At 69.3% G+C, this 22,564-nt stretch carries 23 protein-coding genes; 12 read left to right on the forward strand and 11 right to left on the reverse strand.

From position 1 onward, the window contains the following. Nucleotides 1–123: 123 nt before the first annotated feature. The 4 genes from rplI to rpsF form a co-directional block, all read right to left on the reverse strand. Nucleotides 124–570: a 50S ribosomal protein L9 gene (rplI, locus tag ACWCSD_RS01525; protein WP_352322940.1), complete on the reverse strand. Its 447-nt coding sequence runs from the start codon at nt 568–570 to the stop codon at nt 124–126. 14 nt (nt 571–584) lie between these two features. Next, nucleotides 585–821 (reverse strand): 30S ribosomal protein S18, encoded by a 237-nt coding sequence (rpsR, locus tag ACWCSD_RS01530; RefSeq protein ID WP_020543048.1) that lies wholly within the window; start codon nt 819–821, stop codon nt 585–587. A gap of 63 nt (nt 822–884) precedes the next feature. After that, nucleotides 885–1,442 carry a single-stranded DNA-binding protein gene (locus tag ACWCSD_RS01535; protein ID WP_352322941.1) on the reverse strand — a complete coding sequence of 186 codons (558 nt, stop codon included), beginning with the start codon at nt 1,440–1,442 and terminating at the stop codon, nt 885–887. Between the two features lie 148 nt (nt 1,443–1,590). Beyond that, entirely contained in the window at nt 1,591–1,881 is a 291-nt protein-coding gene (gene rpsF, locus ACWCSD_RS01540; protein ID WP_026214314.1) for a 30S ribosomal protein S6, read from the reverse strand. Nucleotides 1,882–2,147: 266 nt separating this feature from the next. Here rpsF and ACWCSD_RS01545 point away from each other — a divergent pair, with 266 nt between their 5' ends. After that, a complete protein-coding gene (locus ACWCSD_RS01545; protein WP_358291234.1) occupies nt 2,148–2,390 on the forward strand; it encodes a hypothetical protein in 243 nt (80 codons plus the stop codon). Between the two features lie 58 nt (nt 2,391–2,448). Here ACWCSD_RS01545 and ACWCSD_RS01550 read toward each other — a convergent pair whose 3' ends face one another. After that, nucleotides 2,449–2,628, reverse strand: a complete 180-nt coding sequence (locus tag ACWCSD_RS01550; RefSeq protein ID WP_357973985.1) for a hypothetical protein — start codon at nt 2,626–2,628, stop codon at nt 2,449–2,451. A 76-nt stretch (nt 2,629–2,704) separates the two neighbouring features. Here ACWCSD_RS01550 and ACWCSD_RS01555 point away from each other — a divergent pair, with 76 nt between their 5' ends. Then, nucleotides 2,705–3,448 (forward strand): deoxyribonuclease IV, encoded by a 744-nt coding sequence (locus tag ACWCSD_RS01555; protein ID WP_449912410.1) that lies wholly within the window; start codon nt 2,705–2,707, stop codon nt 3,446–3,448. Between the two features lie 75 nt (nt 3,449–3,523). Here the strand turns inward: ACWCSD_RS01555 and ACWCSD_RS01560 are convergent, their stop codons facing one another. The 4 genes from ACWCSD_RS01560 to ACWCSD_RS01575 form a co-directional block, all read right to left on the reverse strand. Further along, nucleotides 3,524–4,588 carry a mannosyltransferase family protein gene (locus tag ACWCSD_RS01560; protein ID WP_449912412.1) on the reverse strand — a complete coding sequence of 355 codons (1,065 nt, stop codon included), beginning with the start codon at nt 4,586–4,588 and terminating at the stop codon, nt 3,524–3,526. Next, nucleotides 4,585–5,901, reverse strand: a complete 1,317-nt coding sequence (locus ACWCSD_RS01565) for a glycosyltransferase family 87 protein (RefSeq protein ID WP_449912414.1) — start codon at nt 5,899–5,901, stop codon at nt 4,585–4,587. The genes ACWCSD_RS01560 and ACWCSD_RS01565 overlap by 4 nt, the downstream gene beginning before the upstream one ends. Continuing rightward, complete coding sequence (locus ACWCSD_RS01570) at nt 5,898–8,360, reverse strand: transglycosylase domain-containing protein (RefSeq protein WP_449912416.1); 2,463 nt, start codon at nt 8,358–8,360, stop codon at nt 5,898–5,900. The genes ACWCSD_RS01565 and ACWCSD_RS01570 overlap by 4 nt, the downstream gene beginning before the upstream one ends. A 228-nt stretch (nt 8,361–8,588) precedes the next feature. Next, nucleotides 8,589–8,975: a DUF5318 family protein gene (locus ACWCSD_RS01575; protein ID WP_352322948.1), complete on the reverse strand. Its 387-nt coding sequence runs from the start codon at nt 8,973–8,975 to the stop codon at nt 8,589–8,591. A gap of 133 nt (nt 8,976–9,108) precedes the next feature. Between ACWCSD_RS01575 and ACWCSD_RS01580 the strand changes: the two genes are divergently transcribed. Continuing rightward, on the forward strand, nt 9,109–9,693 hold the full coding sequence (locus ACWCSD_RS01580) for a PadR family transcriptional regulator (protein ID WP_352322949.1): 585 nt from the start codon (nt 9,109–9,111) through the stop codon (nt 9,691–9,693). A 13-nt stretch (nt 9,694–9,706) separates the two neighbouring features. Further along, nucleotides 9,707–10,786 (forward strand): inositol-3-phosphate synthase, encoded by a 1,080-nt coding sequence (locus ACWCSD_RS01585; RefSeq protein ID WP_352362269.1) that lies wholly within the window; start codon nt 9,707–9,709, stop codon nt 10,784–10,786. 26 nt (nt 10,787–10,812) lie between these two features. Here the strand turns inward: ACWCSD_RS01585 and idi are convergent, their stop codons facing one another. Continuing rightward, nucleotides 10,813–11,397, reverse strand: coding sequence for an isopentenyl-diphosphate Delta-isomerase (idi, locus tag ACWCSD_RS01590; protein ID WP_387671771.1), 585 nt, complete (start codon nt 11,395–11,397; stop codon nt 10,813–10,815). 95 nt (nt 11,398–11,492) lie between these two features. On the opposite strand from idi, the gene ACWCSD_RS01595 reads away from it, so the two are divergent. After that, nucleotides 11,493–12,782: an MFS transporter gene (locus tag ACWCSD_RS01595; protein ID WP_397155134.1), complete on the forward strand. Its 1,290-nt coding sequence runs from the start codon at nt 11,493–11,495 to the stop codon at nt 12,780–12,782. Here the strand turns inward: ACWCSD_RS01595 and ACWCSD_RS01600 are convergent. Then, entirely contained in the window at nt 12,762–14,186 is a 1,425-nt protein-coding gene (locus ACWCSD_RS01600) for a CCA tRNA nucleotidyltransferase (protein WP_449912419.1), read from the reverse strand. The two genes, ACWCSD_RS01595 and ACWCSD_RS01600, sit on opposite strands and share 21 nt — an antisense overlap. A gap of 130 nt (nt 14,187–14,316) precedes the next feature. On the opposite strand from ACWCSD_RS01600, the gene ACWCSD_RS01605 reads away from it, so the two are divergent. From ACWCSD_RS01605 to ACWCSD_RS01635, 7 genes are all read left to right on the forward strand, one after another. Beyond that, nucleotides 14,317–14,841: a YbaK/EbsC family protein gene (locus tag ACWCSD_RS01605; RefSeq protein ID WP_397155132.1), complete on the forward strand. Its 525-nt coding sequence runs from the start codon at nt 14,317–14,319 to the stop codon at nt 14,839–14,841. A 44-nt stretch (nt 14,842–14,885) separates the two neighbouring features. Next, on the forward strand, nt 14,886–16,994 hold the full coding sequence (locus ACWCSD_RS01610) for a DUF6049 family protein (RefSeq protein ID WP_397155130.1): 2,109 nt from the start codon (nt 14,886–14,888) through the stop codon (nt 16,992–16,994). Continuing rightward, nucleotides 16,991–18,595: a murein biosynthesis integral membrane protein MurJ gene (gene murJ / locus ACWCSD_RS01615; RefSeq protein ID WP_397155128.1), complete on the forward strand. Its 1,605-nt coding sequence runs from the start codon at nt 16,991–16,993 to the stop codon at nt 18,593–18,595. The genes ACWCSD_RS01610 and murJ overlap by 4 nt, the downstream gene beginning before the upstream one ends. A gap of 230 nt (nt 18,596–18,825) precedes the next feature. Next, a complete protein-coding gene (locus ACWCSD_RS01620) occupies nt 18,826–20,343 on the forward strand; it encodes a protein kinase family protein (RefSeq protein WP_449912421.1) in 1,518 nt (505 codons plus the stop codon). A gap of 16 nt (nt 20,344–20,359) precedes the next feature. Continuing rightward, nucleotides 20,360–20,995 (forward strand): RNA polymerase sigma factor SigM, encoded by a 636-nt coding sequence (sigM, locus tag ACWCSD_RS01625; RefSeq protein WP_352322958.1) that lies wholly within the window; start codon nt 20,360–20,362, stop codon nt 20,993–20,995. Beyond that, the gene (locus ACWCSD_RS01630) at nt 20,985–21,857 is read left to right on the forward strand and encodes an anti-sigma factor family protein (RefSeq protein WP_397155124.1); all 873 of its coding nucleotides are present in this window, start codon (nt 20,985–20,987) and stop codon (nt 21,855–21,857) included. The genes sigM and ACWCSD_RS01630 overlap by 11 nt, the downstream gene beginning before the upstream one ends. Nucleotides 21,858–21,981: 124 nt before the next feature. Next, a partial coding sequence (locus ACWCSD_RS01635; protein ID WP_449912424.1) for an NAD(P)/FAD-dependent oxidoreductase occupies nt 21,982–22,564 on the forward strand: 583 nt, incomplete at its 3' end.

Here is a 22,564-nt window from a genome sequence, read left to right on the forward strand (position 1 = left end):
AGGAATTAAGTGCGCAGGTCACCAGGGCAGCCGGTCCCGCAGGGGAACGCGCCACCGTGGCAGCCGGCCCCCGGAACGCGAAAAAGCCCCCCTCCTGACGGAGAGGGGCTTGATCAGCAGTCGTCAGCCGGCCACGACGTCGACGTCGACGGACGCCGACACCTCGGGGTGGAGCTTGACGGTGATCTTGTGCGACCCGACGCTCTTGATCGGGTTGCGGATCTCGATGCGACGGCGGTCGAGGATCGGGCCACCGGCCGCCTTGACGGCGTCGGCGATGTCGCCCGTGGTGATCGAGCCGAACAGCCGGCCCGACTCGCCCGCGCGGGTGGACAGCCGCACGCGCAGGGCGCCGAGCTGGCCGGCGACCTCCTTGGCGGTGCCGAGGTCGCGGATCTCGCGAGCGTCGCGAGCCTTCTTGATGGTCTCGATCTGGCGCTCGGCGCCACGCGTCCAGCGCATGGCGTAGCCGCGCGGGATGAGGTAGTTACGGCCGTAGCCGTCCTTGACCTCGACGACGTCGCCAGGGGCGCCGAGGCCGGAGACCTCGTTGGTGAGGATGAGCTTCATGTCGACAGACCTCCTTAGCGCGCGGTGCTCGTGTAAGGCAGCAGAGCCACCTCACGGGCGTTCTTGATCGCGGTCGCCACGTCGCGCTGGTGCTGGGTGCAGTTGCCCGTCACCCGGCGCGCACGGATCTTGCCGCGGTCGGAGATGAACTTCCGCAGCAGCGCCGTGTCCTTGTAGTCGACGTATGAGATCTTGTCGTGGCAGAACAGGCAAACCTTCTTCTTGGGCTTGCGCAGTGCCGGCTTAGCCATCGTGGTGCTCCTCTCAGAGCCCCGCCTTTCGGGCGGGAATGGACTCGGGCTTGTGGACAGGTGTTAGAAAGGCGGTTCGTCGCTGAAGTCGTTGCCGCCGCCGAAGCCGCCGCCCTGGTTGCCGCCACCGCCGCCGCCGAAGCCGCCGCCACCGCCCTGGTAGCCGCCGCCCTGGGGCGGGGCGGGCGAGGCAGAGGCCCACGGGTCGTCGGCGGGACCGCCGCCGAAGCCGCCGCCACCGCCGCCACCCTGGCGGGTGGTGCGGTTGACCTTGGCCGTGGCGTTGCGCAGGGACGGGCCGACCTCGTCGACCTCGACCTCATAGACCGTGCGCTTCTCGCCTTCCTTGGTCTCGTAAGACCGTTGCTTGAGCCGCCCCTGCACGATGACCCGCATGCCGCGCTGGAGGCTCTCGGCGGCGTTCTCCGCCGCCTGCCGCCACACGTTGCAGGTCAGGAAGAGGCTTTCGCCATCCTTCCACTCGTTGGTCTGGCGATCCATGAACCGCGGAGTGGACGCGATGCGGAATCGAGCCACCGCTTGACCCGTCGGGGTGAAGCGCAGCTCCGGGTCGTCGACAAGATTGCCGACGATGGTGATTACGGTGTCGCCTGCTGCCATGGCTAGCGCTCGCCTTCCTGCACGCCTTCGCTTGGGTTACGGCTCAGAGTACGGGTGCTCTCCGACAAAAAGCCGGTGGTCGTCAACAAGAAACCCGCTCGTTGAGCCGCCTCCCGGAGGGACGGCCCGCTTCGCGGCTTTCCTGTGGCTAGTGCACGTCCGGGCGCAGGACCTTGGTGCGCAGAATGCCCTCGTTGAGGTTCATCTGGCGGTCGAGCTCCTTGACCGTCGCGGGCTCCGCGGACAGGTCGATGACGGCGTAGATGCCTTCCGACTTCTTGTCGATGTCGTAGGCGAGACGGCGACGGCCCCAGACGTCGACCTTCTCCACGGTGCCGCCGTCGTTGCGGACCACGGTGAGGAACTGGTCGAGGGACGGCGCGACAGTGCGCTCATCGAGCGAAGGGTCCAGAATGACCATTACTTCGTAACGACGCATGCGGGACTCCAACCTCCTCTGGACTTTTGCGGTCACGACACTCTGCCGTGACAGGAGGACGCTGACGTCAGGCCGCGGCGCCCCATTTCGGCGCCCCGGGGCGATGGGTCACCCATCACAACGCAGCGCTGCCCAGGTTACCAGCCACGAGTAGGTGGGAAGGCCTGTAGGAAACCAAGGGGGTGGCGGCTGTGCCACATGTGCTTCATCCCTCAGAGAGGGAGCGGTTCAGGCTCACGCTCAACACCGACGGACGCTCTCACCCGGTGGAGAACGGCCTGGCGATCGCGACACTGGTGTGCGGGCTCGTGGCGTTCGTCGCCGCGTTCTTCCCCGCCGCCCACGTGATCTCGTCCTGGATCGGCACGCTCGGTTTCGGGACCGGGCTCTACTCGCAGTACATCTCGGTGACCACGCCGCAGCGCTCGGTCAACATCGTCGGCCTGGTGGCCTCGTTCGTGGGGGCCGTGCTCGGCATCGCCCACGGCGGCTTCCTGCCGCATCCTTGACGGGCCTCGTGCCCGGCGAACGGCCCCGGTGACGCCGGGGCCGTCGGGCATATGCGACTCACCTGCCGATGTGCAGGTCGATGCCGAGCAGCACCAGGAACCAGAGGAACACCGCGAGCAGAGCCTCGGCGACGTCCCGGAGGAGACCCGGGGTGATGTAGTCGTAGATCCAGGCGACGTAGATTCCGACGATCACGTAGACCAATAAGATCAGCGCCCGCAGCCGCCAGCGTGTCATGTGCGCTCTCCTCGGGGGTAGGGGGTGCCGGGCGTCTTCCCGGAGGCGGTTCCGCCAAACGGATAAGCTCCTTGACATGGTGCGTATCGGAGCTCACGTCGACCAGGACGATCCCGCCGCTCACGCCGAACGGGTCGGGGCGGAGGTCGTGCAGTTCTTCCTCGGCGACCCGCAGGGCTACGCCAAGCCGGTGCTGCCGGACAAGCCGGTCGAGGGCGTCGACGTCTACATCCACGCCCCCTACCTGATCAACGTCGCCACGACGAACAACCGCATCAGGATCCCCAGCCGCAAGCTGCTCGAACAGCACCTCAAGGCGGCCGCGGGGCTCGGCGCCAAGGGCCTGGTCGTGCACGGCGGCCACGTCAACAAGAGCGACGACCCGCAGGTGGGCTTCGACAACTGGCGCAAGGTGTTCGAGCACATGGAGTGCCCGATCCCCGTGCTCATCGAGAACACCGCGGGCGGCGGCAATGCCATGGCCCGCAAGCTGGAGCGCATCGCCCGTCTGTGGGACGCGCTCGACGGCTTCGACGTGGGCTTCTGCCTCGACACCTGTCACGCGCACGCGGGCGGCGAGGAGCTGGTCGACCTGGTCGAGCGGGTCAAGGCGATCACCGGCCGGATCGACCTCGTCCACTGCAACGACTCGCGCGACGACTTCGACTCCGGCGCCGACCGGCACGCGAACCTGGGTCAGGGGAAGATCGACCCGGAGCTGATCCTGGCGGTCTGCCGCGCGGCGGGCGCCCCGGTCGTGGTGGAGACGCCGGGCGAAGGCCAGGCCGACGACATCGCGTTCCTGCGCAAGAACCTCTGAACGTCTCCCGGCCGAAAACACACAGCCTGTGGATAACTTCCCTGGATTACCGAGGCGAAGAAACGGGTAGAGATTTCAGCCCGCCCAGGCGCCCGTGAGGAAGCGGGCCGCGTTCAGGTACATGAGCGGCCCGCAGATCACCGCGTACAGCACGATCACCCACGGCTTCCTGGTCGCGACCTTGGCGACCAGGACCCACAGCGGGAACCACAGCAGCAGCGAGCGCGGGATCGACAGGTAGTACGCCGAGGTCATCAGCGCCGCCGCCTGCAACCCGCAGTAGACGGCCTCGCTCCACCTGCGCAGCGCCAGCAGCCACACCAGCACGCCCACCGCCAGCACGGCCCCGGCGATCTCCATGCGGAAGGCCACCGCGAAGTCGTCGGCGCCCATGGCCGAGTTCCACGTCGTGCGCCACGCCTCCCAGGGCCAGACGAAGTCGCGTCCCCAGCCGGCCTCCTGCGCGTGCTTCCACGCCAGCCAGTCGCCCGACCGCCGGTAGTGGTAGAAGGAGTACGCCGCCAGCGGAAGGAACGGCACCGCCAGCCAGCCGGCCCGCCGCCACGACTCCCTGCTCCTGACGAACTCCGCCGCCAGCGCGACCGCCAGGAACAGGCCGGTGATCCGCACGCACGACGCCCCCGCCGCCAGCAGGACGGCCTGCGGCCAGCGTCCGAGCCGGGCGGCCAGCCAGGCGGGGATCGCGAAGGCCAGGAACAGCGACTCGCTGTAGCCCGCCGCCAGGAACACGGCCATCGGGAACAGCAGCAGCGCCAGCACCGCCATCCAGCCGGTCGCGCCCTCGAACTCGGCCAGCCGGGCCAGCGCGACCATGGCCACCGCCCCGGCGACCAGCGAGATCAGCAGCCCGCAGATCGCCCAGTCGGGCACCACGAGATGCACCGCCCGCAGCACGACCGGCAGGCCGGGGAAGAACGCGGGCAGGCCGTCGTCGGGTGGTTTGCCCGGTTCGCCGTCGTAGCCGTACTGGGCGATGGTGACGAACAGGCCGGCGTCCCATTGGCGCCACTTGCCGGCGTACTCGGCCAGGGTCAGGCCGAGCAGCGTCGACACCAGGAGCCCGGCCCGCGATCCGAGCCACAGCAGCAGCGCGTCCCGAGCGGCCGAGCGGGTGATCATCTTGTCTTCAGCACGAACCGGTCGGGGGCGTGGTCGAACACCCCGCCCGCCTGGTCGTCGACGCCGTCCTGGCGCACCACGTCCCGGTCCGGACGCAGGATGTCACGGACGACGAACGCCATCATGATCCCGATGGTGATGACCCGTCCCCAGACGGCGGTGAAGTACGTGTCGTCCCCGATGCCCAGGTCGTCCCTGCTGAGCGGGGGCTGGGCGAGCAGGTAGAGCCAGATCGCCGCGAAGTACCAGACCTCGGCGAGCTGCCACAACGCCAGCGGCTTCCACCTGGGCCTGGCCAGCACCGCGAACGGCACCAGCCACAACACGAACTGCGGCGACCACACCTTGTTCGTCATCATGAAAGCGGCCAGGGCGAGGAAGCACAGCTGCGCCAGCCGGGGCCGGCGCGGCGCGGTGAGCGCGAGCACGGCGATGCCCAGGCAGAGCGCGGCCAGCGTCACCATGCCGAGCGTGCTGACGTCGGCCTCGCCCAGGACCCCCCAGCCCTTGCGCTGGAAGAACAGCCACGGCGAGCCCCAGTCGATCCCGCGTTCCTGGGAGAAGACGTAGAACCGGCGCCAGCCGTCCCAGGCGAAGACCATGAAGGGCACGTTCACCACGAGCCAGGCCCCCGCGGCCGCCCCCGCTGTCACCAGGAACGGCCGCCAGCGCGCGGTCCGCAGCGTGAGCAGGAACAGCGCGCCGAGGAACATCAGCGGGTAGAACTTGGTCGCGATCGCCAGCCCGAGCAGCACGCCCGCGAGCACCTGCCGCCTGCGCGCCCAGGCCAGCAGCATGCCCATCGACAGCGCGCCGGCGACCAGGTCCCAGTTGATGTACGCGGCCAGGATCACGGCGGGCGAGATCGCGTACCACAACGCGTCCCACCGGCGGGTGGGCCCGGCCACCGCCGCCATCAGCAGGACGCCGGCCACCAGGCAGACGCCGAGCAGCAGGACCGTGAGGTCGTAGAACCGGACCGCCTGCGCGACCTGGTCGAGCTCCAGCTTCCGCGAGATCCAGGCGATGACCTGCATCACCTCACCGAGCACCACGGGGTACTCGACCTGCTTGTCGAACGGCACGTCGGCGAAGTACGGGTTCTGGGTCGCGAGCTGCCGGTCGAAGTACAGCGGGTAGATGTCGGTGTAACAGAAGTTCGTGTACGTCTGGACCTGGTCGTTCCATCCGCCGGTCCGGCACGGCAGCCGCACGACGTAGCCGAGGACGGCCCCCAGGGCGGCGATCAGCCCCAGGGGCAGGTACGGCACGGCACGCGCCGCCAGCGGGACGCGTGCCTCGGTCGTGGTCACCACTCCTCGTGTCGGGCGTTCATCTGAGATGTGCCGAACGGGCGGGAGTCGGGCACCTTGCCGCCTCCGCCGCCGCTCAGGATGCCGTGGTCGTCGGCCTCGGGGATGCCGGTGTCCTGCTGGGAGTCGTCGGTGACGTCACCGCTGTCGTCGTTGCAGGGCGCGACCTGGCAGTTCTGGTTGCCGTCGTCGAAGGGGTTGCCCGAGCCGTCGTCGAACGGGTTCGTGGCGGTCGGCGTCGGCGTCGGCACCGGGCGCTCCACGATGTTCTCCGGCAGGCCGATGTCGGCCTTCTGCGGGAACTGCTCGATCGGCTTGCCCTCGTGGGCGGCGAGCATGAACCGCCGCCAGGTCGCGGTGGGCGGGCCGGCGCCCTCGAAGCCGAGCGGGGCCTCCGCGGCCGTGGTGTACGGGTGTTCCCGGTTGTACTTCTTGTGCGGCTTGCCGCCGGGAGTCTCCGGGCAGTTGGAGTGCAGAGGCTGGACGGTCTTGCCCGTCTTGGTCACGCACCGCTCGCGGTAGAACCCCACAGCAGCGGAGATCTGCGGCGTGTAACCGACGAACCAGGCTTCCTTCTCGTTGTTGTTGGTGCCGGTCTTGCCGGCCGCGGGCCGGTTGCCGAGCCCCTGGCCGGCGGCAGTGCCGCTCCTCAGCACCTCCTGCATGGCGGTCGTCGCGTCGGCGGCCACCTCCGCGTCGATGACCCTGGTCGAGGTCCGCTGCTCGGGGTAGACGACCTGGCCGTTGAGCTTGACGTCCTGCACCACGTGGTACTTGGTGTACTTGCCGCCGTTGGCGAAGATCGAGTAACCGGCGGCCTGCTCGATCGGCGTCACCAGGGCGCTGCCGATGGCGAACTGGAACTGGTGGTCCTTGACGTCCGCTTCCATGCGCCCCTTGTCGAACCCGGCGCTCTCCACGAGCTCCTTCACATCGTCGAGCTTCCCGGGCAGCTTGTACGCCATCGACACGTACGCGGTGTTGACGGACTGCGCCGTGGCCTTGATCACGTCGACGGCCTGGCCGACGTTGTGGCTGTTGCGGAAACCGCCCTTCTGCTCGCCCGGGATGACCTTCGGCACGGTCTGGTTGCCCGGCACGTAGCTCTTGAGCGAGTAACCGGCCTGCAGCCAGGCCGCCAGCACGTACGGCTTGAACGCCGACGCGGCCTGCTTCGGGGCGTCGAAGGGCTCGTTGAACGGGTCGGTGAGGAAGTTCGAGCCGCCGTAGAAGGCCAGGACGCGGCCGTTCCTCGGGTCGACGGCGGCCAGACCGGCGTGGAACTCCTTCGACATGTTCGCCGTCGTGGCCTCGACGGCCGTCTTGGCGGCCTTCATGAGGTTCTCGTCGAAGGTGGAGGTGATCTGGTAGCCGCCGCTCCTGACCATGTCGGGGGTGAGCTTGCGCTGCTTCAGCTCCTCCAGCACCTGCGTGATCATGTAGCCGCGCAGGCCCGCGTACACTTCCTTGACCTCGCCCTTGTAGACCTTGGGGAACTTCGCCTTCGCCGGCAGGTCGCCGTACTTCTGCGGCCACTGCTCGGCCATGTACTTGATGGTCGTGCTCCACCGATCGCGCAGGCCGGGGTCGTCGGGGCCCCAGCTCGGGCGCTGGATGCGGGCGGCCAGGTACGCGCCCTGCTCGGGGGTCAGGTCCTTGGCGTGCACGTTCTTGCCGAAGTACGCCTGCGAGGCGGCCTCGACGCCGTAGGCGAGGCCGAAGTTCACGGTGTTGAGGTAGCGGGCGAGGATCTCTTCCTTGGACAGCGACTGGTTGAGCTTGACCGCGACGAAGATCTCCTTGAGCTTGCGCTTGACGGAGACCTCCTGGCTGAGGCCGTCGTAGTAGCCGCGGGCCATCTGCTGGGTGATGGTCGAGGCGCCCTGGAGCTGCTGGCCGGTCGCGGTCATCCACACCGAACGGGCCATGCCCGAGAGGGAGACGCCGGAGTCCTCGTAGAACGTCTTGTTCTCGATGGCGACCGTGGCGTCCTTGACGGTTTGGGCCATCTTGTCGATGGTGACGGTCTGCCGGGGCACGCCGAGCTTGGCGAGGACCTTGCCGTTGCGGTAGTAGAGCGTGCTCTGCTGCGCCACCGCCGACGCCTGCGTGCCCTCGGGCACCGGCGTGAGGTTGTACGCGACCATGATCATGCCGAAGATGCCGGCCGCCAGCACGACCACGCTGGCCACGACGATCTTCCAGCTCGGCACGAACCGGCGCCAGCCGCCGCGCTTCCTGTCCGGCGGGCCGGGCGGCTCGGGCGGCTCGCCCTGCCCGCTCGCCCGGCGCGAGCGCCTGGGCGGCGCGTCGCTGACCATGGTCTCCTGGTTGCTCAGCGAACGCGTGTCCTGCCGGGCCCGGGAGCGGCCGCGCGGCGTCGGCTCCTCGCGCCCCTGGGGTGCCCCGCGCTGGGGCTGCGGCCCGGAGGCGGGGTCGCCGTACGGCTGCGCGGACATCGCGCCCGTCTGCTCGTACGCGGCTTCAGGACGACGCTGCTGCGAGGCACCCCAATCGGAATCGCCGGTTTGGGGAGGAGAACCTGGGGGCACAGAACGGGATGAGTTGGAGCGACGGCGCCTTCCCGGGCGGGCCGTCCCCTCATTCATGCTGTTACTCACACGTCCTCGCATCGTCGTCGGATAAAAACGGCGTATGGGCGTGAGGTGACTCGCCGCCCTCGGTGTTCACGGTTGGCCGACGAGGTCTGGCGGTCCGTTGCCGAGGACGAACGAGACCGTCAGGTGGTTCCAGGAACAACCTTGGCAGACCTCGACGACGTACACCCGGAACTCATCGTAATCATGGGCCATTTCGACAAGCTCTGACGTGGCCTTTGCCTGACCGGCATGCCGTCCCAGCGAATCGCCGAAGACATAGGTCACGTTGGTGACGTTCTCCCTCTCGCACACCGGGCAGAGACGTTCGGTCGGCTCGCCGAACACGCGGGCCGCGCGAAGGAGGTACGGCTGTGCGTCACAGAGGTCCCCGCGCGAGGCACGGCCCACCTCCAGGGAACGGACCGCTGCCCGCTTGGCGAGGCCGTAGTCCACCACCCTCCGCTGTGACCACATGAGCGCCAGACTACGGCGTTTTACCGAATCATCCCAACGGCTTGGCAAATCCTTTGATTGCGGCCTTATAGCGAATCGACGTATCCTCTGGATGTATCGACTCGATACATCGACGCGAGAGGGGGCGGTTCCAGTGGCCAGCGGACAAGGCAGAGTTCTGGAGCTAGCCGTGCTCGGGTCGCTGCACGAACAGCCGCTACACGGCTATGAGCTGCGCAAACGGCTCAACGCCCTGTTGGGCATGTTCCGTGCGTTCTCCTATGGATCGCTGTACCCCTGTCTGCGATCACTACTGGCCCAGGGCCTCATCGTGGAGGAGCAGCCCGCTCCCGCCACGATCGTCGGCGGCCGGTCGAAAATCGTCTACAAGCTCACCGCGGAGGGCAAGGAACGCCTCCAGGAGCTGCTGACCCAGGCCGGCCCGTCAGCCTGGGAGGACGAGAGCTTCGGTGTGCACTTCGCCTTCTTCAGGCACACGGAGGCCGAGGTGCGCCTGCGCATCCTCGAAGGCCGCCGCAGCCGCCTGGAGGAGCGCCTCGACAGCGTGCGCACGGCGCTGGCCCGTACCAGGGAGCGGCTCGACAGCTACACGCTGGAGCTGCAGCGCCATGGGCTCGAGTCGGTCGAACGCGAGGTGCGTTGGCTGAACGAGCTGATCGCCACGGAGCGGCGGGCCTCGGAAGGGCCCGAGAGAGATACCACGTCAACTGATGAGTAAGGGAGCGAGTGCGATGGGTTCGGTTCGCGTGGCCATTGTCGGCGTCGGCAACTGCGCGTCTTCGCTGGTCCAGGGCGTCCACTACTACAAGGATGCGGACCCGGCCGCACGAGTGCCGGGCCTGATGCACGTGAAGTTCGGTGAGTACCACGTAGGTGACGTCGAGTTCGTCGCCGCCTTCGACGTGGACGCCAAGAAGGTCGGCCGCGACCTGTCCGAGGCGATCGTCGCCAGCGAGAACAACACCGTGAAGATCACCGATGTGCCGCCCACGGGGGTGACCGTGCTGCGCGGCCACACCTTCGACGGTCTGGGCGAGTTCTACCGCGAGATCATCGAGGAGTCCGACGAGGAACCCGTCGACGTGGTCAAGGTGCTCCGCGACAACCAGGTCGACGTGCTGGTGTCGTACCTGCCGGTGGGCTCGGAGGAGGCCGACCGTTTCTACGCGCAGTGCGCCATCGACGCCAAGGTGGCGTTCGTCAACGCGCTGCCGGTCTTCATCGCCTCCGACCCCGAGTGGGCCGAGAAGTTCACCGAGGCCGGGGTGCCGATCGTCGGCGACGACATCAAGTCGCAGGTCGGCGCCACCATCACGCACCGCGTGCTGGCCAAGCTGTTCGAGGACCGCGGTGTCGAGCTGCTGCGCACGTACCAGCTCAACTTCGGCGGCAACATGGACTTCATGAACATGCTGGAGCGCAGCCGGCTCCAGTCGAAGAAGATCTCCAAGACGCAGTCGGTCACCTCGCAGATCCCGCACGAGATGGGCAAGGCCGACGTGCACATCGGCCCGTCGGACCACGTGCCGTGGCTCGACGACCGCAAGTGGGCGTACGTGCGCCTGGAGGGCCGCTCGTTCGGCGACACCCCGCTGAACCTGGAGTACAAGCTGGAGGTCTGGGACTCCCCCAACTCGGCCGGCATCATCATCGACGCCGTGCGCGCGGCCAAGATCGCTCTTGACCGGGGCATCGGCGGCCCGATCCTGTCGGCGTCGTCGTACTTCATGAAGTCGCCGCCGGAGCAGTACTCCGACGACGAGGCCCGCGAGTACGTCGAGAAGTTCATCAGGGGCGAGGTCGAGCGCTGACCTGTGGGCCCCTCGCGGCCGCGGCTTCAGCCGCGCGCGGCGGGGGGCAGTTCGTCGTCGGAGGCGGGAGACCAGGTCATCGGGTCGGCGCCCAGCTCGCTGAGCAGCGGCACCTGTTCCCTGCACCACGGTGAGATCGCCAGCAGGCCGCTGCGCACGCCCTCGGCGAACTCCTTCCACGGCATCCAGCGCACCTCGCCCACCTCGTCGGGGTTGGGCGCCACCGGGGTGTCGACCGTGACGCGGTAGACCGGGCACAGCTCGTGCTCGACGATGCCGTTGCCCATGACGGCGCGGTAGGAGAAGCCGGGCAGCATGAGATCGGCGCCGCCGGCGTGCAGGCCCAGCTCGTAGGAGAGCCTGCGGATGACCGCCCGGCCGAGCGGCTCGCCCGGCAGCGGGTGGCCGCAGCAGCTGTTGGTCCAGACGCCGGGCCAGGTGATCTTGTGGCTGGCCCGCCTGGTGAGCAGCACGCGGCCCTCGGGGTCGAAGACGTAGCTGGAGAAGGCTAGATGGAGCGGGGTCTCCCGGCCGTGCACCGACGTCTTGGGCGCGGTGCCGAGCGCGTGCCCCTCGCGGTCGACCAGCACAACGTGTTCCTCAGTGGTCACGCTTTGAAGCGTACGAGATCGCCATGCACGTTCGGAACCCGCCCGGCCACCTCCGGCGCATCCTATGCCGCGGTGCGCCCGGCTAGGCTGACGGGGTGTCATTCGTCGCCGATCTCCGCGTCGTCCTCCAAGGCCGTGACTTCCGACGGCTGTTCGGCACGCGGCTGGTCTCCCAGTTCTCCGACGGGATCTTCCAGTTCGGCGTCACGAACTTCGCCTTCTTCAGCCCCGAGAAGCAGACGACGGCCCTGGCGGTGGCCGCCGGCCTGGCCGTGCTGTTCCTGCCGTACAGCGTGCTCGGGCCGTTCGTCGGGGTGTTCATCGACCGGTGGTCGCGGCGGCAGATCCTGGTCATAGCGCCGTTCGTGCGCGGTGGGCTGCTGCTGGTCGCGGCGGCGCTGGTCGCCTCCGACGCGCCCGATCCCGTCTTCTACGCGGCCGCGCTCGGCGTGCTCGGGGTCAACCGGTTCTTCCTGGCCGCGCTCGGCGCCTCGCTGCCGCACGTGGTGCCGTCCGACCGGCTGATGGCGGCCAACGCGGTGACGCCGACCTGCGGCACCGTGGTCACGTTCGTCGGCGCGGGCGTCGGGTTCCTGCTGCGCGAGGTGCTCGGCGACGGCGACCGGGGCATCGGGCTGCTGCTGGCCGCGTCCGGCGTGATGTTCGGGCTGAGCGCGCTGGTCGCCCGCACGATGGACCGCGCGCTGCTCGGCCCCTCCTACGACCCCGACCAGCCCCAGGCCCGCGAGGCCCTGCGCAACGTGGTCGTGGGCCTGGTCGACGGCGCCCGGCACCTGGCGCGCCACCGCGAGGCGGCCGCGACCATGGGCGCGATGGCCGCCCACCGCTTCCTGTACGGCATGGCCACCGCCCTCGGCATCATCCTCTACCGCTACTACTTCACCGACGGCGACCCCGACGCCGCCCTGCGCGGGATCGGCCTGGTGGTGGCCGCCTCCGGCTTCGGCTACTTCCTCGCGGTGATCATCACCCCGTACGCGACCGAGCGGTTCGGCATCGGCCCCTGGGTGGTCATCGCGTTGTCCTCGGCCGGCGTGCTGGCGGGCGCGCTCGTCCTGCCGTTCCAGACGTGGGGGCTGCCGGTGGCCGGCTTCGTGCTGGGCGTGGCCGGTCAGAGCGTCAAGATCTGCGCCGACACGACCGTCCAGCGCGACGTCGAGGACGCCTATCTCGGCCGTGCCTTCTCGCTCTACGACATGCTCTTCAACGGCATGTACGTGCTGGCCGCCGCGCTCTCGGCGGCGATCCTGCCGCCCAACGGCAAGTCGTACCTGGCCGTCGTGATCATCACGGTGGGCTACCCCCTTGCGGCGCTGGCCTACCGGATGGTCACGACGTCGTCGTCACGCTCCCAGGCCGTTTGACCGCGCCCAGTCGAGCAGCGCCTCGGTGGCCGCCTCCTTGCCGAGCACGCCCTTGTCCAGCCTGAGGTCGAGCAGGAACTTGTACGCCCGGCCCACCACGGGCCCGGGGCCCACGCCGAGCACGGCCTGGATCTCGTTGCCGTCGAGCTCGGGCCGGATCTTGGCCAGCTCCTCCTCCTCGGCGAGCCGGGCGATGCGCTCTTCGAGCTGGTCGTAGGTGCGCGACAGCGCCGCCGCCTTGCGCTTGTTGCGGGTGGTGCAGTCGGCCCTGGTCAGCTTGTGCAGGCGGCCGAGCAGGTGGCCGGCGTCGCGCACGTAGCGGCGCACGGCGCTGTCGGTCCACTCCCCCGTGCCGTAGCCGTGGAAGCGCAGGTGGAGCTCGACCAGCTGGGAGACGTCGGCCACGACGTCCTTGGGGAACCGCAACTCGGTCATGCGCTTCTTGGTCATCTGCGCGCCGACGACCTCGTGGTGGTGGAACGACACCCGCCCGCCGGCCTCGTGACGCCGGGTCTTGGGCTTGCCGATGTCGTGCATGATCGCGGCCCAGCGCAGGATCCGGTCGGGCTTGCCGTCCTCCTCCTGGGCGATGGCCTGGTCGAGGACGGTCAGGCTGTGCTCGTAGACGTCCTTGTGCCGGTGGTGCTCGTCGATCTCCAGGCGCAGCTTGGGCAGCTCGGGCAGCACGTGCGCGGCCAGGCCCGTCTCCACCAGCAGGCGCAGGCCCTCGCGCGGGTTGGCGCCGCAGAGCAGCTTGTCGAGCTCGTCGCGGATGCGCTCGGCCGAGACGATCTCGATGCGCTCGGCCATCGCGGTCATCGCCGCCAGGGCGGCCCGGTCGACGCCGAAGCCGAGCTGGGAGGCGAACCGGGCGGCCCTGAGCATGCGCAGCGGGTCGTCGGCGAACGAGCGCTCGGGGGTGCCGGGCGTGCGCAGCCGCTTGGCGCGCAGGTCGTCGAGGCCGCCGTAGGGGTCGACGAACTCGTGGCCGGGCAGGCGCACCGCCATCGCGTTGACCGCGAAGTCGCGCCGCTCCAGGTCGGCCTCCAGCGTCTCGCCGTAGGCGACCTCGGGCTTGCGCGACTTGGGGTCGTAGGACTCGCTCCGGTACGTGGTGATCTCGATCAGCCAGTTGCCCTTGCGCAGGCCGACGGTGCCGAAGTCGATGCCGATCGTCCACACGGAGTCGGCCCAGTCCCTGACGACGTCGAGCACCCTGTGGGGGTTGGCGTCGGTGGTCAGGTCGAGGTCGTTGCCGACGCGGCCCAGCAGGATGTCGCGCACGGGGCCGCCGACGAGGGCCAGCTCGTGGCCGTGGTCGGCGAACAGGCGGCCGAGCTCGTCGGCCACCGGTGCGATCTTGCGGAACAGGTCGTGCATCGCCCGCTGCTGGCTTTCGGTCATTGTTGAGTCGGACAAACCCTGTCGGTCCTTCGATTCCGGAACATATCCCCCGAGCCACATCAGGTCCGGGTTACCTTCGGTCTGGGGACCGTCGGGGGCCATGGAACAGGGCGAGACGGAGGAGGACTTCATGAAGGACGCCCTCGCGATCCACCGCTGGCTCCTCGCACACCAGGTCCATCATGAGATCGTACGCCTTCCGCGCCCCATGACTTGCGCGGAGGAACTGCCGGAGACGGTCCGCGCGGAGCCCGGGCGGTGCGTCGTGGTCACCGTGTTCGACGTCGCCACCAGGATCGGCAGCGAGGTCGTCGTCGCCGTCGTCGCCACGGCGGCGAACCCGCCCCAGCCCGGCGTCGTCGGGGGCCTGCTGGGCGCCCGCCAGGTGCGGCCGGCGCCGGCCTTCCTGGTCAACTCGGCCACCGACTACACCGACGGGCTCGTCTGCCCGCTGCTGCTGCCGGAGTCGCTTCCGGTGCTCATCGACGACCGGCTCGTCGCCGACGACATGGCGGTCTTCACCGCCACCGGCGAACGGCACACCGCACTCTGTCTTCGTGCGCTCGACCTGCTGAATCTCCTCACCGGCAAGACCGTCGACCTGCGTACGCCCCGACCACGGGGAACACGCGAGGCGGTCGCGCCGCGGCACTGAACCCGTACCATTGCGGGCGTGCGCCGTCGTACCCCAGCTCTGGCATGCGTGTGATCCGTAAGATCGCGCTGCTCGCCGTGATGTCCGTCGCGTCGCTCGCCCCCATGGTGGCGGCGGCGCCGAACTCTGCTGCCACGGTGGAGGCGGCGCGGGAGACGCTCTCGGTCTCCATCACGTCGATCACGCCACAGTTCACCACCAGCCCGACCGACGAGATCAAGTTCACCGGCACGGTCCGCAACGACACCGGAACCGCGCTCGGCCCCCTCCGCGTACGCCTGCGCTACACGAGCGAGCGTTTCTACGACCGCGCCTCCATGGCGGCGTACCAGATCGACCAGAACAACGCCACGCTGCCCGGAAACGTCTCCCGCACCTCGGCCATGGACATCCCGGCCCTGGCCGTCGGCGGGCAGGCCACCTGGACGTTCACGGCGACCCCGATCCAGCTCGGCTACCGCGCCTTCGGCGTCTACCGGATCGCCGTCGACGTCTCCCAGAACGAAGTGCCGATCTCGGCGCAGCGCACGTTCCTCACCTATGCCCCGCCCACCACGCCGAAGCTGCCGCGCAACAAGCTGGCCGTCGCCCTGCCCGTCATCGACCAGCCCCACCGCGGCTCCGACGAGACGCTGTTCGTCGACGACAAGCTGAGCCAGTCGCTCAGCGGCAAGGGCCGCCTGGCCGACCTGGCCCGCATCGCGCAGGCGGCGCCGAAGAGCGTCACCTGGTTCGTCGAGCCGTCGCTGCTCGACGACCTGAAGGCGATGACCAAGGGCTACCACGTCAGGACCAAGAACGGCACGGAAGGCAAACCGGCCAACGACACCGCCGGCACCTGGCTGTCCACCATGAGCACGGCGCTGGCCTCCTCCCCCGTCATCGCCACCCCCTACGGCGACCCCGACGTGGCGGCCCTGGCCCATCAGGGGCTCGACGCGCAGCCCGGCCGGGCGATCGAGCTCGGCGGCCAGACCGCACGGGCGCTGCTCAACCGCAACGCCCAGACCTCGATCAACTGGCCGCCCGCGGGCGTGCTCGACGCCGACGCGCTCGACCTGCTCTCGGTCAGCCCCGGCAAGGTCACCACCGTCCTGCTCAACTCCACCAACCTGCCGCCGCAGCCGCCCGTCACCCACACGCCCGACGCCGCCGCCACGCTCGACAGCGTCGCCGGCCCGATCAAGGCGCTGGTCGCCGACGCCGAGCTGAGCCGGCTGTTCGAGCCGACCGCGCCCACGACGGTCCTGCTCAGCTCGCAGCGCTTCATCGCTGAGACCGCGATGATCGCCGCCGAGACCGGGCAGGTCGAGCCGCGGTCGCTGGTGGTCGCGCCGTCGCGCCGCTGGGACCCCAACCCGACGCTGGTCACCAGCCTGCTGAAGACCGCCGGCAAGCTGCCGTGGCTCTCACTGACCAAGCTCGACTCGATCAAGCCGAGCAAGACGGCCACGCCGCGGGCCGGGCTCACCTACACCGAGCAGGACCGCAAGGAGGAGCTGAGCGCCAAGTACCTGGCCCCCGTCAAGGAGGTCGCCACGCAGGCGCAGCTCACCGCCTCCGTCACCGCCTCGGTCGCCGGCACCAGGACGCCCTCGGCCTTCGACGCCGCGGTGCTCAGGCTCACCTCCTCGGCCTGGCGCAACAACACCCGCGCCGGCCGCGCGGTGACCAAGCTCGTCGGCACGGCCGTGGACGAGCGCATCGACAAGATCCAGGTGACCGACGCACCGCGCACGCTCGCCGGCAGCAACGGCGTGGTGCCCATCAGCGTGAAGAACTCGCTGGACAAGCCGATCACCCTCTACATCGACGTCAAGTCCAACAACCCCGGGCGGCTGCAGATCAAGCCGCTCCCGCCGGAGCCGCTGGTCATCGACGGCAACCTGAGCGGCACGCGCCAAGTGACGATGACCGCCACCACCAGCGGCGACGCCACCGTCACCGTGCAGCTGCGCACGATCGACGGCCTGCCCTACGGCAAGCCGGAACGACTGACCATCCGCACCACCGGCTACACCGGCATCGCCCTGGTCATCGTGGGCGCCGCGCTGACGGTGATGCTCGCCGCCGTCGTGACGCGGATCCTGCGCCGCCGGTCCGAGCGACGGCTCGCGCGAGCGGGCAAATCCCGGGAGAGTGAGACCGTATGAGCCGCATGCTGCGGGCCAGCGCCATCATGGCGGCGGGCACGATGGTGTCCAGGGTCACCGGGTTCGCCCGCACGATGGTGCTGGCCTACGCCATCGGCACCGCGGCGCTGGGCGACTCCTACAACGCGGCCTACGCGATCCCGTACAGCATTCTCGACCTGCTGCTGCTCGGCGTGCTGAGCAGCGTCGTGGTGCCGATGATCGTCCGGGCGCAGCAGCACGACGCCGACGGCGGCCGGGCCTACGAGCAGCGCCTGCTGACGCTGGCCACCGCCGTGCTGGTCGTGGTGGCCGTGGTGGCCGTGCTCGGCGCGCCGCTGCTCATCGACCTGTACACCGACTGGGACCGCGGCAGCATCAAGTTCGAGACCGGGGTCATGCTGGCCCGGTTCATCCTGCCGCAGCTCGCCTTCTTCGGCATCGGCGCGGTCGCCGGCGCCATCCTGAACACCCGCGACCGCTACGGCGCCCCCATGTGGGCTCCGGTGCTCAACAACCTGGTCGTCATCTGCGTGTTCGTGGCCTACGCCGTGGTCGGCAGCGGGTCCGACATCGAGGCGGTCACCACCGGCGACCTCGCGCTGCTCGGTCTCGGCACCACGGCGGGCATCGTCGCCCAGGCGGTGGTGCTGATCGTCGCGCTCAAGCGGGTGGGGTTCTCGTTCGTGCCGCGCTTCGACGTGCGCAACGCCCGGCTGGGCGAGATGGGCCGGGCCGGGGTCTGGACCATCGGCTACGTGGTGGTCACCCAGCTCGGGTTCATGCTGACGACCAACCTGGCCAGCTCGGCGGGCAACGAGGTGGCCGGCCACGGCATCAGCCCGTACACGCTGGCGTTCCAGCTCTTCCAGCTTCCGTACGGGATCATCGGCGTGTCGGTGATCACGGCGATGCTGCCCCGGATGAGCCGGGCGGTGGGCGAGGGCCGGCTCGACGACGTGCGCAGCGAGTTCGGGTCGAGCGTGCGGCTCATCTGCTCGCTCATGGTGCCGGTCTCGCTGCTGCTGATGGTGCTCGGCCCGGCGATCACCGTGCCGATCTACGGCCACGGCGCCAACAGCGTCGCCGACGCCGTCTACATCGGGAACGTGTTGCAGGTCTACGGCCTGGCGTTGGTGCCGTTCGCGGTGTTCCAGCTCCTGCTGCGGGTGTTCTACAGCTTCGGCGACACCCGTACTCCGGTGTTCGTGGGGGCCGGCACGACCGCGGTCAACGCGCTGCTCATGGTGATCTTCTTCGTGCTGCTGCCCGCCCGCTACGCGGTGATGGGCCTGGCGCTGGCGTACGCCGTCGCGTACGGGCTGGGCGCGGTCCTGGCCTGGACGCTGGCCAGCCGCCGCGTCCAGGGCCTGGGCGGCTGGACCATCGGCACGGCGCTGACCAGGATGTACCTGGCCTCGCTGCCCACGGCCGTGCTGGGGCTGCTCACGGTCTGGGTGGTCACTCAGCTGTTCGGTGGTCTCGGTTTCGTCAACTCGCTGATTGTCCTGGCCGTGGGTGGTGGGCTGGGACTGTTGCTCTATCTCGCCGTCGCCCACAGGATGCGCATAGCGGAGGTCAACTCACTCGTTGGTATGGTCGCCAGACGCGTAGGTCGGTAGTAATTGGGAAATCCGGCATATGGACGGACTTGACCACGACGGCTGACGAGTTTCCCGTTGGCAAAGAACGCGGGCGGAATCGACTCGGCACTACCATGGTGCCCGACACGCGCGAATGGAAGCAGGAGGGGCGTGGGCGGATCCACCCGGCATAGCGTGCCTACGTGGGACACCACCACGCAGGTGAGTCGAGTCATGAGCACGCCCGATCGGCCTAGCGGAGAGAGCCTGTGAGCACGTCGGCCGTGGAACCCGGCACCCGACTGGCCGAGCGCTTCCGGCTGGAGGACCGCGTCAGCGAGTCCGACGGCGCGACCCTGTGGAAGGCGATCGACGAGATCCTCGCGCGCCCGGTGGCGGTGCACACGTTCGATCCGGACTTCCCGCGCGTGCACGAGGTCGTCACCGCCGCCCGTGCCGCGAGCCGGCTCACCGACCCGCGTCTGACGCAGGTGTTCGACGCCGGCGAGGACGACAAGCACTCCTACGTGGTCAGCGAGTGGGTCACCGGCGAGACGCTGACCGACCTGCTCGCCGCCGGCCCGCTGGAGCCCGAGCGCGCGGCCGGTCTGGTGGCCGAGGCCGCCGAGGCGCTGGCGCACGCCCACGAGGCCAAGCTCTACCACCTGTGCCTGCGCCCGTCCCACCTGGTCTGGACGACGGGCAACACGGTCAAGGTGCTCGGCGTGGCCGTCGACGCCGCGCTGTCCGGGCTCACCACCGACCAGCCCGCTCTCGACGACGCCGAAGGGCTGGGCAGGCTGCTGTACGCCGGCCTGACCGGCCACTGGCCCGGCGACGAGGAGGAGGGCGGCCTGCCCGCCGCTCCCATGATCGACGGGCACTTCTGCTCGCCGCGGCAGGTCACCGCCGGCGTCCCCAACTACCTGGACACCGTCACGGTCCGCGCCTGCCTTCCCGAGTCACGCAAGGGCCAGGGTGCGCTGTCGAGCCCGTCCGAGGTCGCCGAGGCGCTGGCCGACGTGGCCCGGCCCATGCCGATCGCCATCTCCTACCCCTCGACGCCGGCGGTCGCCTCCGCCTCGCACACCGAGGGCCTCGACGTCGCCCACCGGCAGCAGCGCACCATGCCGCCACCGCCGCCCGTGCCGCGCCGGCCGCCCAGCCAGGGCGGCGGCAGCATGCTCAACCGGGTGCTGATGACGCTGGTGGTGCTGCTGGTCATCGCCGCCGTGGGCGTCGGCGCCTGGACGATCGGCCGCAGCCTCGGCAGCCCCGCCACCCCCGAGGCGTCGGTCAGCCCGACCACCGGCAAGTCCTCCGCCTCGGCCTCGGCCCAGGCCGTCAAGCCCGACAAGGCCAAGGGCTTCGACCCGCTCGGCGACGACGGCGACGAGAAGTCCGACATCGCCGAGCTGGCCATCGACGGCAAGCCCAGCACGGCCTGGACGACCCAGAGCTACGGCAACGCCGAGCTGGGAAACCTCAAGAAGGGCGTCGGCCTGCTGCTCGACATGGGCAAGTCCATGCAGATCAGCGACGTGGTGGCTACGCTGGGCAAGGCCGGCGGCGCGAGCGTCGAGCTGAAGGTCGGCGACTCCCCCGAGCTCGGCTCGCTCAAGACCGTGGCGACCGAGAAGAGCGCCTCGGGCAAGACCACCCTGACCCCCGACGACCCGGCAAGCGGTCGGTACGTTTTGATCTGGTTTACGCGCGTTCCGGCAGATGCGGGCCAGTTTCGTGGCACCATCTATGAAGTAGTGGTGCATTCTCCCGGATCGGCATAAATCAGGAATCTCTCTTGTGAACTCCCCACCCGAGACACCCTCACCAGCGGAGCGGCCGGCGATCACAGACGCCGAGCTGCTCACCGCGCACATCAACGGGGATCCACACGCGTTCAGCGAGATCGTCAAAAGGCACCGTGACCGCATGTGGGCGGTGGCGCTGCGTACTCTCGGTGACCCTGACGAGGCGGCGGACGCCGTTCAGGACGCGTTCGTCTCCGCATATCGCAAGGCCGCCTCGTTCCGAGGTGAGGCGGCCGTCACCACCTGGCTCCACCGCATCGTCGTCAACGCCTGCCTCGACCGGATGCGGCGCAAGTCCGTCCGTCCGGTGGCCGACGACGAACTGATCGAGGCCGCCGAGCGGGACAGCCCGCTCCCCGACCAGACCGTCGAGCGCGAGGTCTCGATGGAGGTTTCGGCCGCTCTGAAACTGCTGCCCGCCGACCAGCGGGCGGCTCTCGTGCTCGTGGACATGATGGGGTATTCCGTCGAAGACGCAGCTCAGGTGCTTCAGGTGCCCAGCGGCACCGTGAAGAGCAGATGCGCGCGGGGGCGCGCGAAACTTGCCCCAATTCTTTCGCATCTGCGGAACCGTTCGGACCTCAATCGCGTCTCATCCGCGAAGGGAGCAGAACTTCGTGACGGGTGATACGCACTACGATCTTGAGGTCCTGGCCGAGCTGGCAGAGGACCTCTTGGACGCCGCGACGGCACGCCGGGTCCGCGAGCATCTCGCGGTCTGCGACCCCTGTGGGGAGCTGCTGGCAGACCTGGCGGCGGTTCGCGAGGTGCTCGCGGCGACCCCAACACCGGCCATGCCGATGGGCGTCGCACTGCGCATCGACAAGGCGCTGGCCGCCGAGGCGGAGTCCCGCCGCGGGGGCGTCGACCTCGTGGAGGCACCGGACTGGGACAGGCTCATGCGGGACTCCCCGTGGGAGCAGCCGGCGGCGGAGACGCCCGAGCCGGTACGTCTCGGGGTGGTCTCCGACGACGGCACGATCGTCCCGGCCCGGACCAGGTCGGTACGGCGGCGCAGGTGGGCCATGCCCGCCGTGGCGGCGTCGGCGGCGGCCGCGGTGGTGGTCGGCACGCTGGCGGTCTCGGGCGGGTTGCTGGCCGGCGGGGACGGACCGGGCGGTTCGTCCGGGCCCACGGTGGCGCAGCCCGCGACGCCGTCGAAGCCCCACCAGCGGGCGAGGGCCTACGCGCTGACCGACAGCAACTACAACTACAGCGACCGGGAGCTGCGCCAGCCGCTGCTCGGGTACTTCGGCGCCGCTCCGGCCCTCGAAGGCCCCACGGACACCGCCAGGGTCGACCGATGCGTCGGCAAGGTGGCCGCCCGTTCGAAGCTGAAGACGTTCGCGGTCGACCAGGGCCAGTACAACGGCCAGGAGGCGCTGATCGTGGCCTCCTGGAAGGACCAGGCCGCCAAGAAGCTGCGCATCGACATCGTCGACCCGTTCAACTGCAAGAACCTGCGCAAGCCCACATTGGGCCGCTGGTAATCGAAAGCCCACGTCAGAGCCCGCTTCGGCGGGCTCTTTCGTTTCGCGGGCAGGGCCGGGAATCAGCGCGGCCTAGGATCTGTTGAGCCCGAAGCAAACAGCAGACGAGGAAGGCGTGGGAGCGTTGAGCGACGTTCGTAACGTGATCATCATTGGGTCGGGCCCTGCGGGCTACACCGCGGCCGTCTACTCCGCGCGCGCCGAACTCAAGCCGCTGGTCTTCGAGGGCTCCGTGACGGCGGGCGGTGCGCTCATGAACACCACCGACGTGGAGAACTTCCCCGGTTTCCCCGACGGCATCATGGGCCCCGACCTGATGGACAACCTGCGCAAGCAGGCCGAGCGCTTCGGCGCCGAGCTGGTGGCCGACGACGTGGTCGAGGTCGACCTGGAGGCCAACCCCAAGGTCGTCAAGACCCACACCGACACCTACTACGCCAAGTCGGTGATCCTGGCCATGGGCTCGGGCTACCGCGAGCTCGGCCTGGAGAACGAGAAGCGCCTGTCCGGCCACGGCGTGTCCTGGTGCGCCACCTGCGACGGCTTCTTCTTCCGCAACAAGGACATCGTGGTCGTGGGCGGCGGCGACACCGCCATGGAGGAGGCGACGTTCCTGACCCGGTTCGGGCGCATGGTGACGGTCGTCCACCGCCGTGACGAGCTGCGCGCCAGCAAGATCATGCAGGAGCGCGCGTTCGCCAACGAGA

The sequence above is a fragment of the Nonomuraea sp. NPDC001684 genome (assembly GCF_053596515.1).

What these genes read in the sequence shown, in the direction of transcription:
- ACWCSD_RS01610 (WP_397155130.1), top strand. Translation starts at nt 14,886, where the DNA reads ATGCGTGTGATCCGTAAGATCGCGCTGCTCGCCGTGATGTCCGTCGCG.
- rplI (WP_352322940.1), bottom strand. Translation starts at nt 570, where the DNA reads ATGAAGCTCATCCTCACCAACGAGGTCTCCGGCCTCGGCGCCCCTGGC.
- ACWCSD_RS01570 (WP_449912416.1), bottom strand. Translation starts at nt 8,360, where the DNA reads ATGTCCGCGCAGCCGTACGGCGACCCCGCCTCCGGGCCGCAGCCCCAG.
- ACWCSD_RS01605 (WP_397155132.1), top strand. Translation starts at nt 14,317, where the DNA reads ATGAAGGACGCCCTCGCGATCCACCGCTGGCTCCTCGCACACCAGGTC.
- ACWCSD_RS01555 (WP_449912410.1), top strand. Translation starts at nt 2,705, where the DNA reads ATGGTGCGTATCGGAGCTCACGTCGACCAGGACGATCCCGCCGCTCAC.
- ACWCSD_RS01585 (WP_352362269.1), top strand. Translation starts at nt 9,707, where the DNA reads ATGGGTTCGGTTCGCGTGGCCATTGTCGGCGTCGGCAACTGCGCGTCT.
- rpsF (WP_026214314.1), bottom strand. Translation starts at nt 1,881, where the DNA reads ATGCGTCGTTACGAAGTAATGGTCATTCTGGACCCTTCGCTCGATGAG.
- rpsR (WP_020543048.1), bottom strand. Translation starts at nt 821, where the DNA reads ATGGCTAAGCCGGCACTGCGCAAGCCCAAGAAGAAGGTTTGCCTGTTC.
- ACWCSD_RS01600 (WP_449912419.1), bottom strand. Translation starts at nt 14,186, where the DNA reads ATGACCGAAAGCCAGCAGCGGGCGATGCACGACCTGTTCCGCAAGATC.
- ACWCSD_RS01560 (WP_449912412.1), bottom strand. Translation starts at nt 4,588, where the DNA reads ATGATCACCCGCTCGGCCGCTCGGGACGCGCTGCTGCTGTGGCTCGGA.
- ACWCSD_RS01535 (WP_352322941.1), bottom strand. Translation starts at nt 1,442, where the DNA reads ATGGCAGCAGGCGACACCGTAATCACCATCGTCGGCAATCTTGTCGAC.
- murJ (WP_397155128.1), top strand. Translation starts at nt 16,991, where the DNA reads ATGAGCCGCATGCTGCGGGCCAGCGCCATCATGGCGGCGGGCACGATG.
- ACWCSD_RS01575 (WP_352322948.1), bottom strand. Translation starts at nt 8,975, where the DNA reads ATGTGGTCACAGCGGAGGGTGGTGGACTACGGCCTCGCCAAGCGGGCA.
- ACWCSD_RS01550 (WP_357973985.1), bottom strand. Translation starts at nt 2,628, where the DNA reads ATGACACGCTGGCGGCTGCGGGCGCTGATCTTATTGGTCTACGTGATC.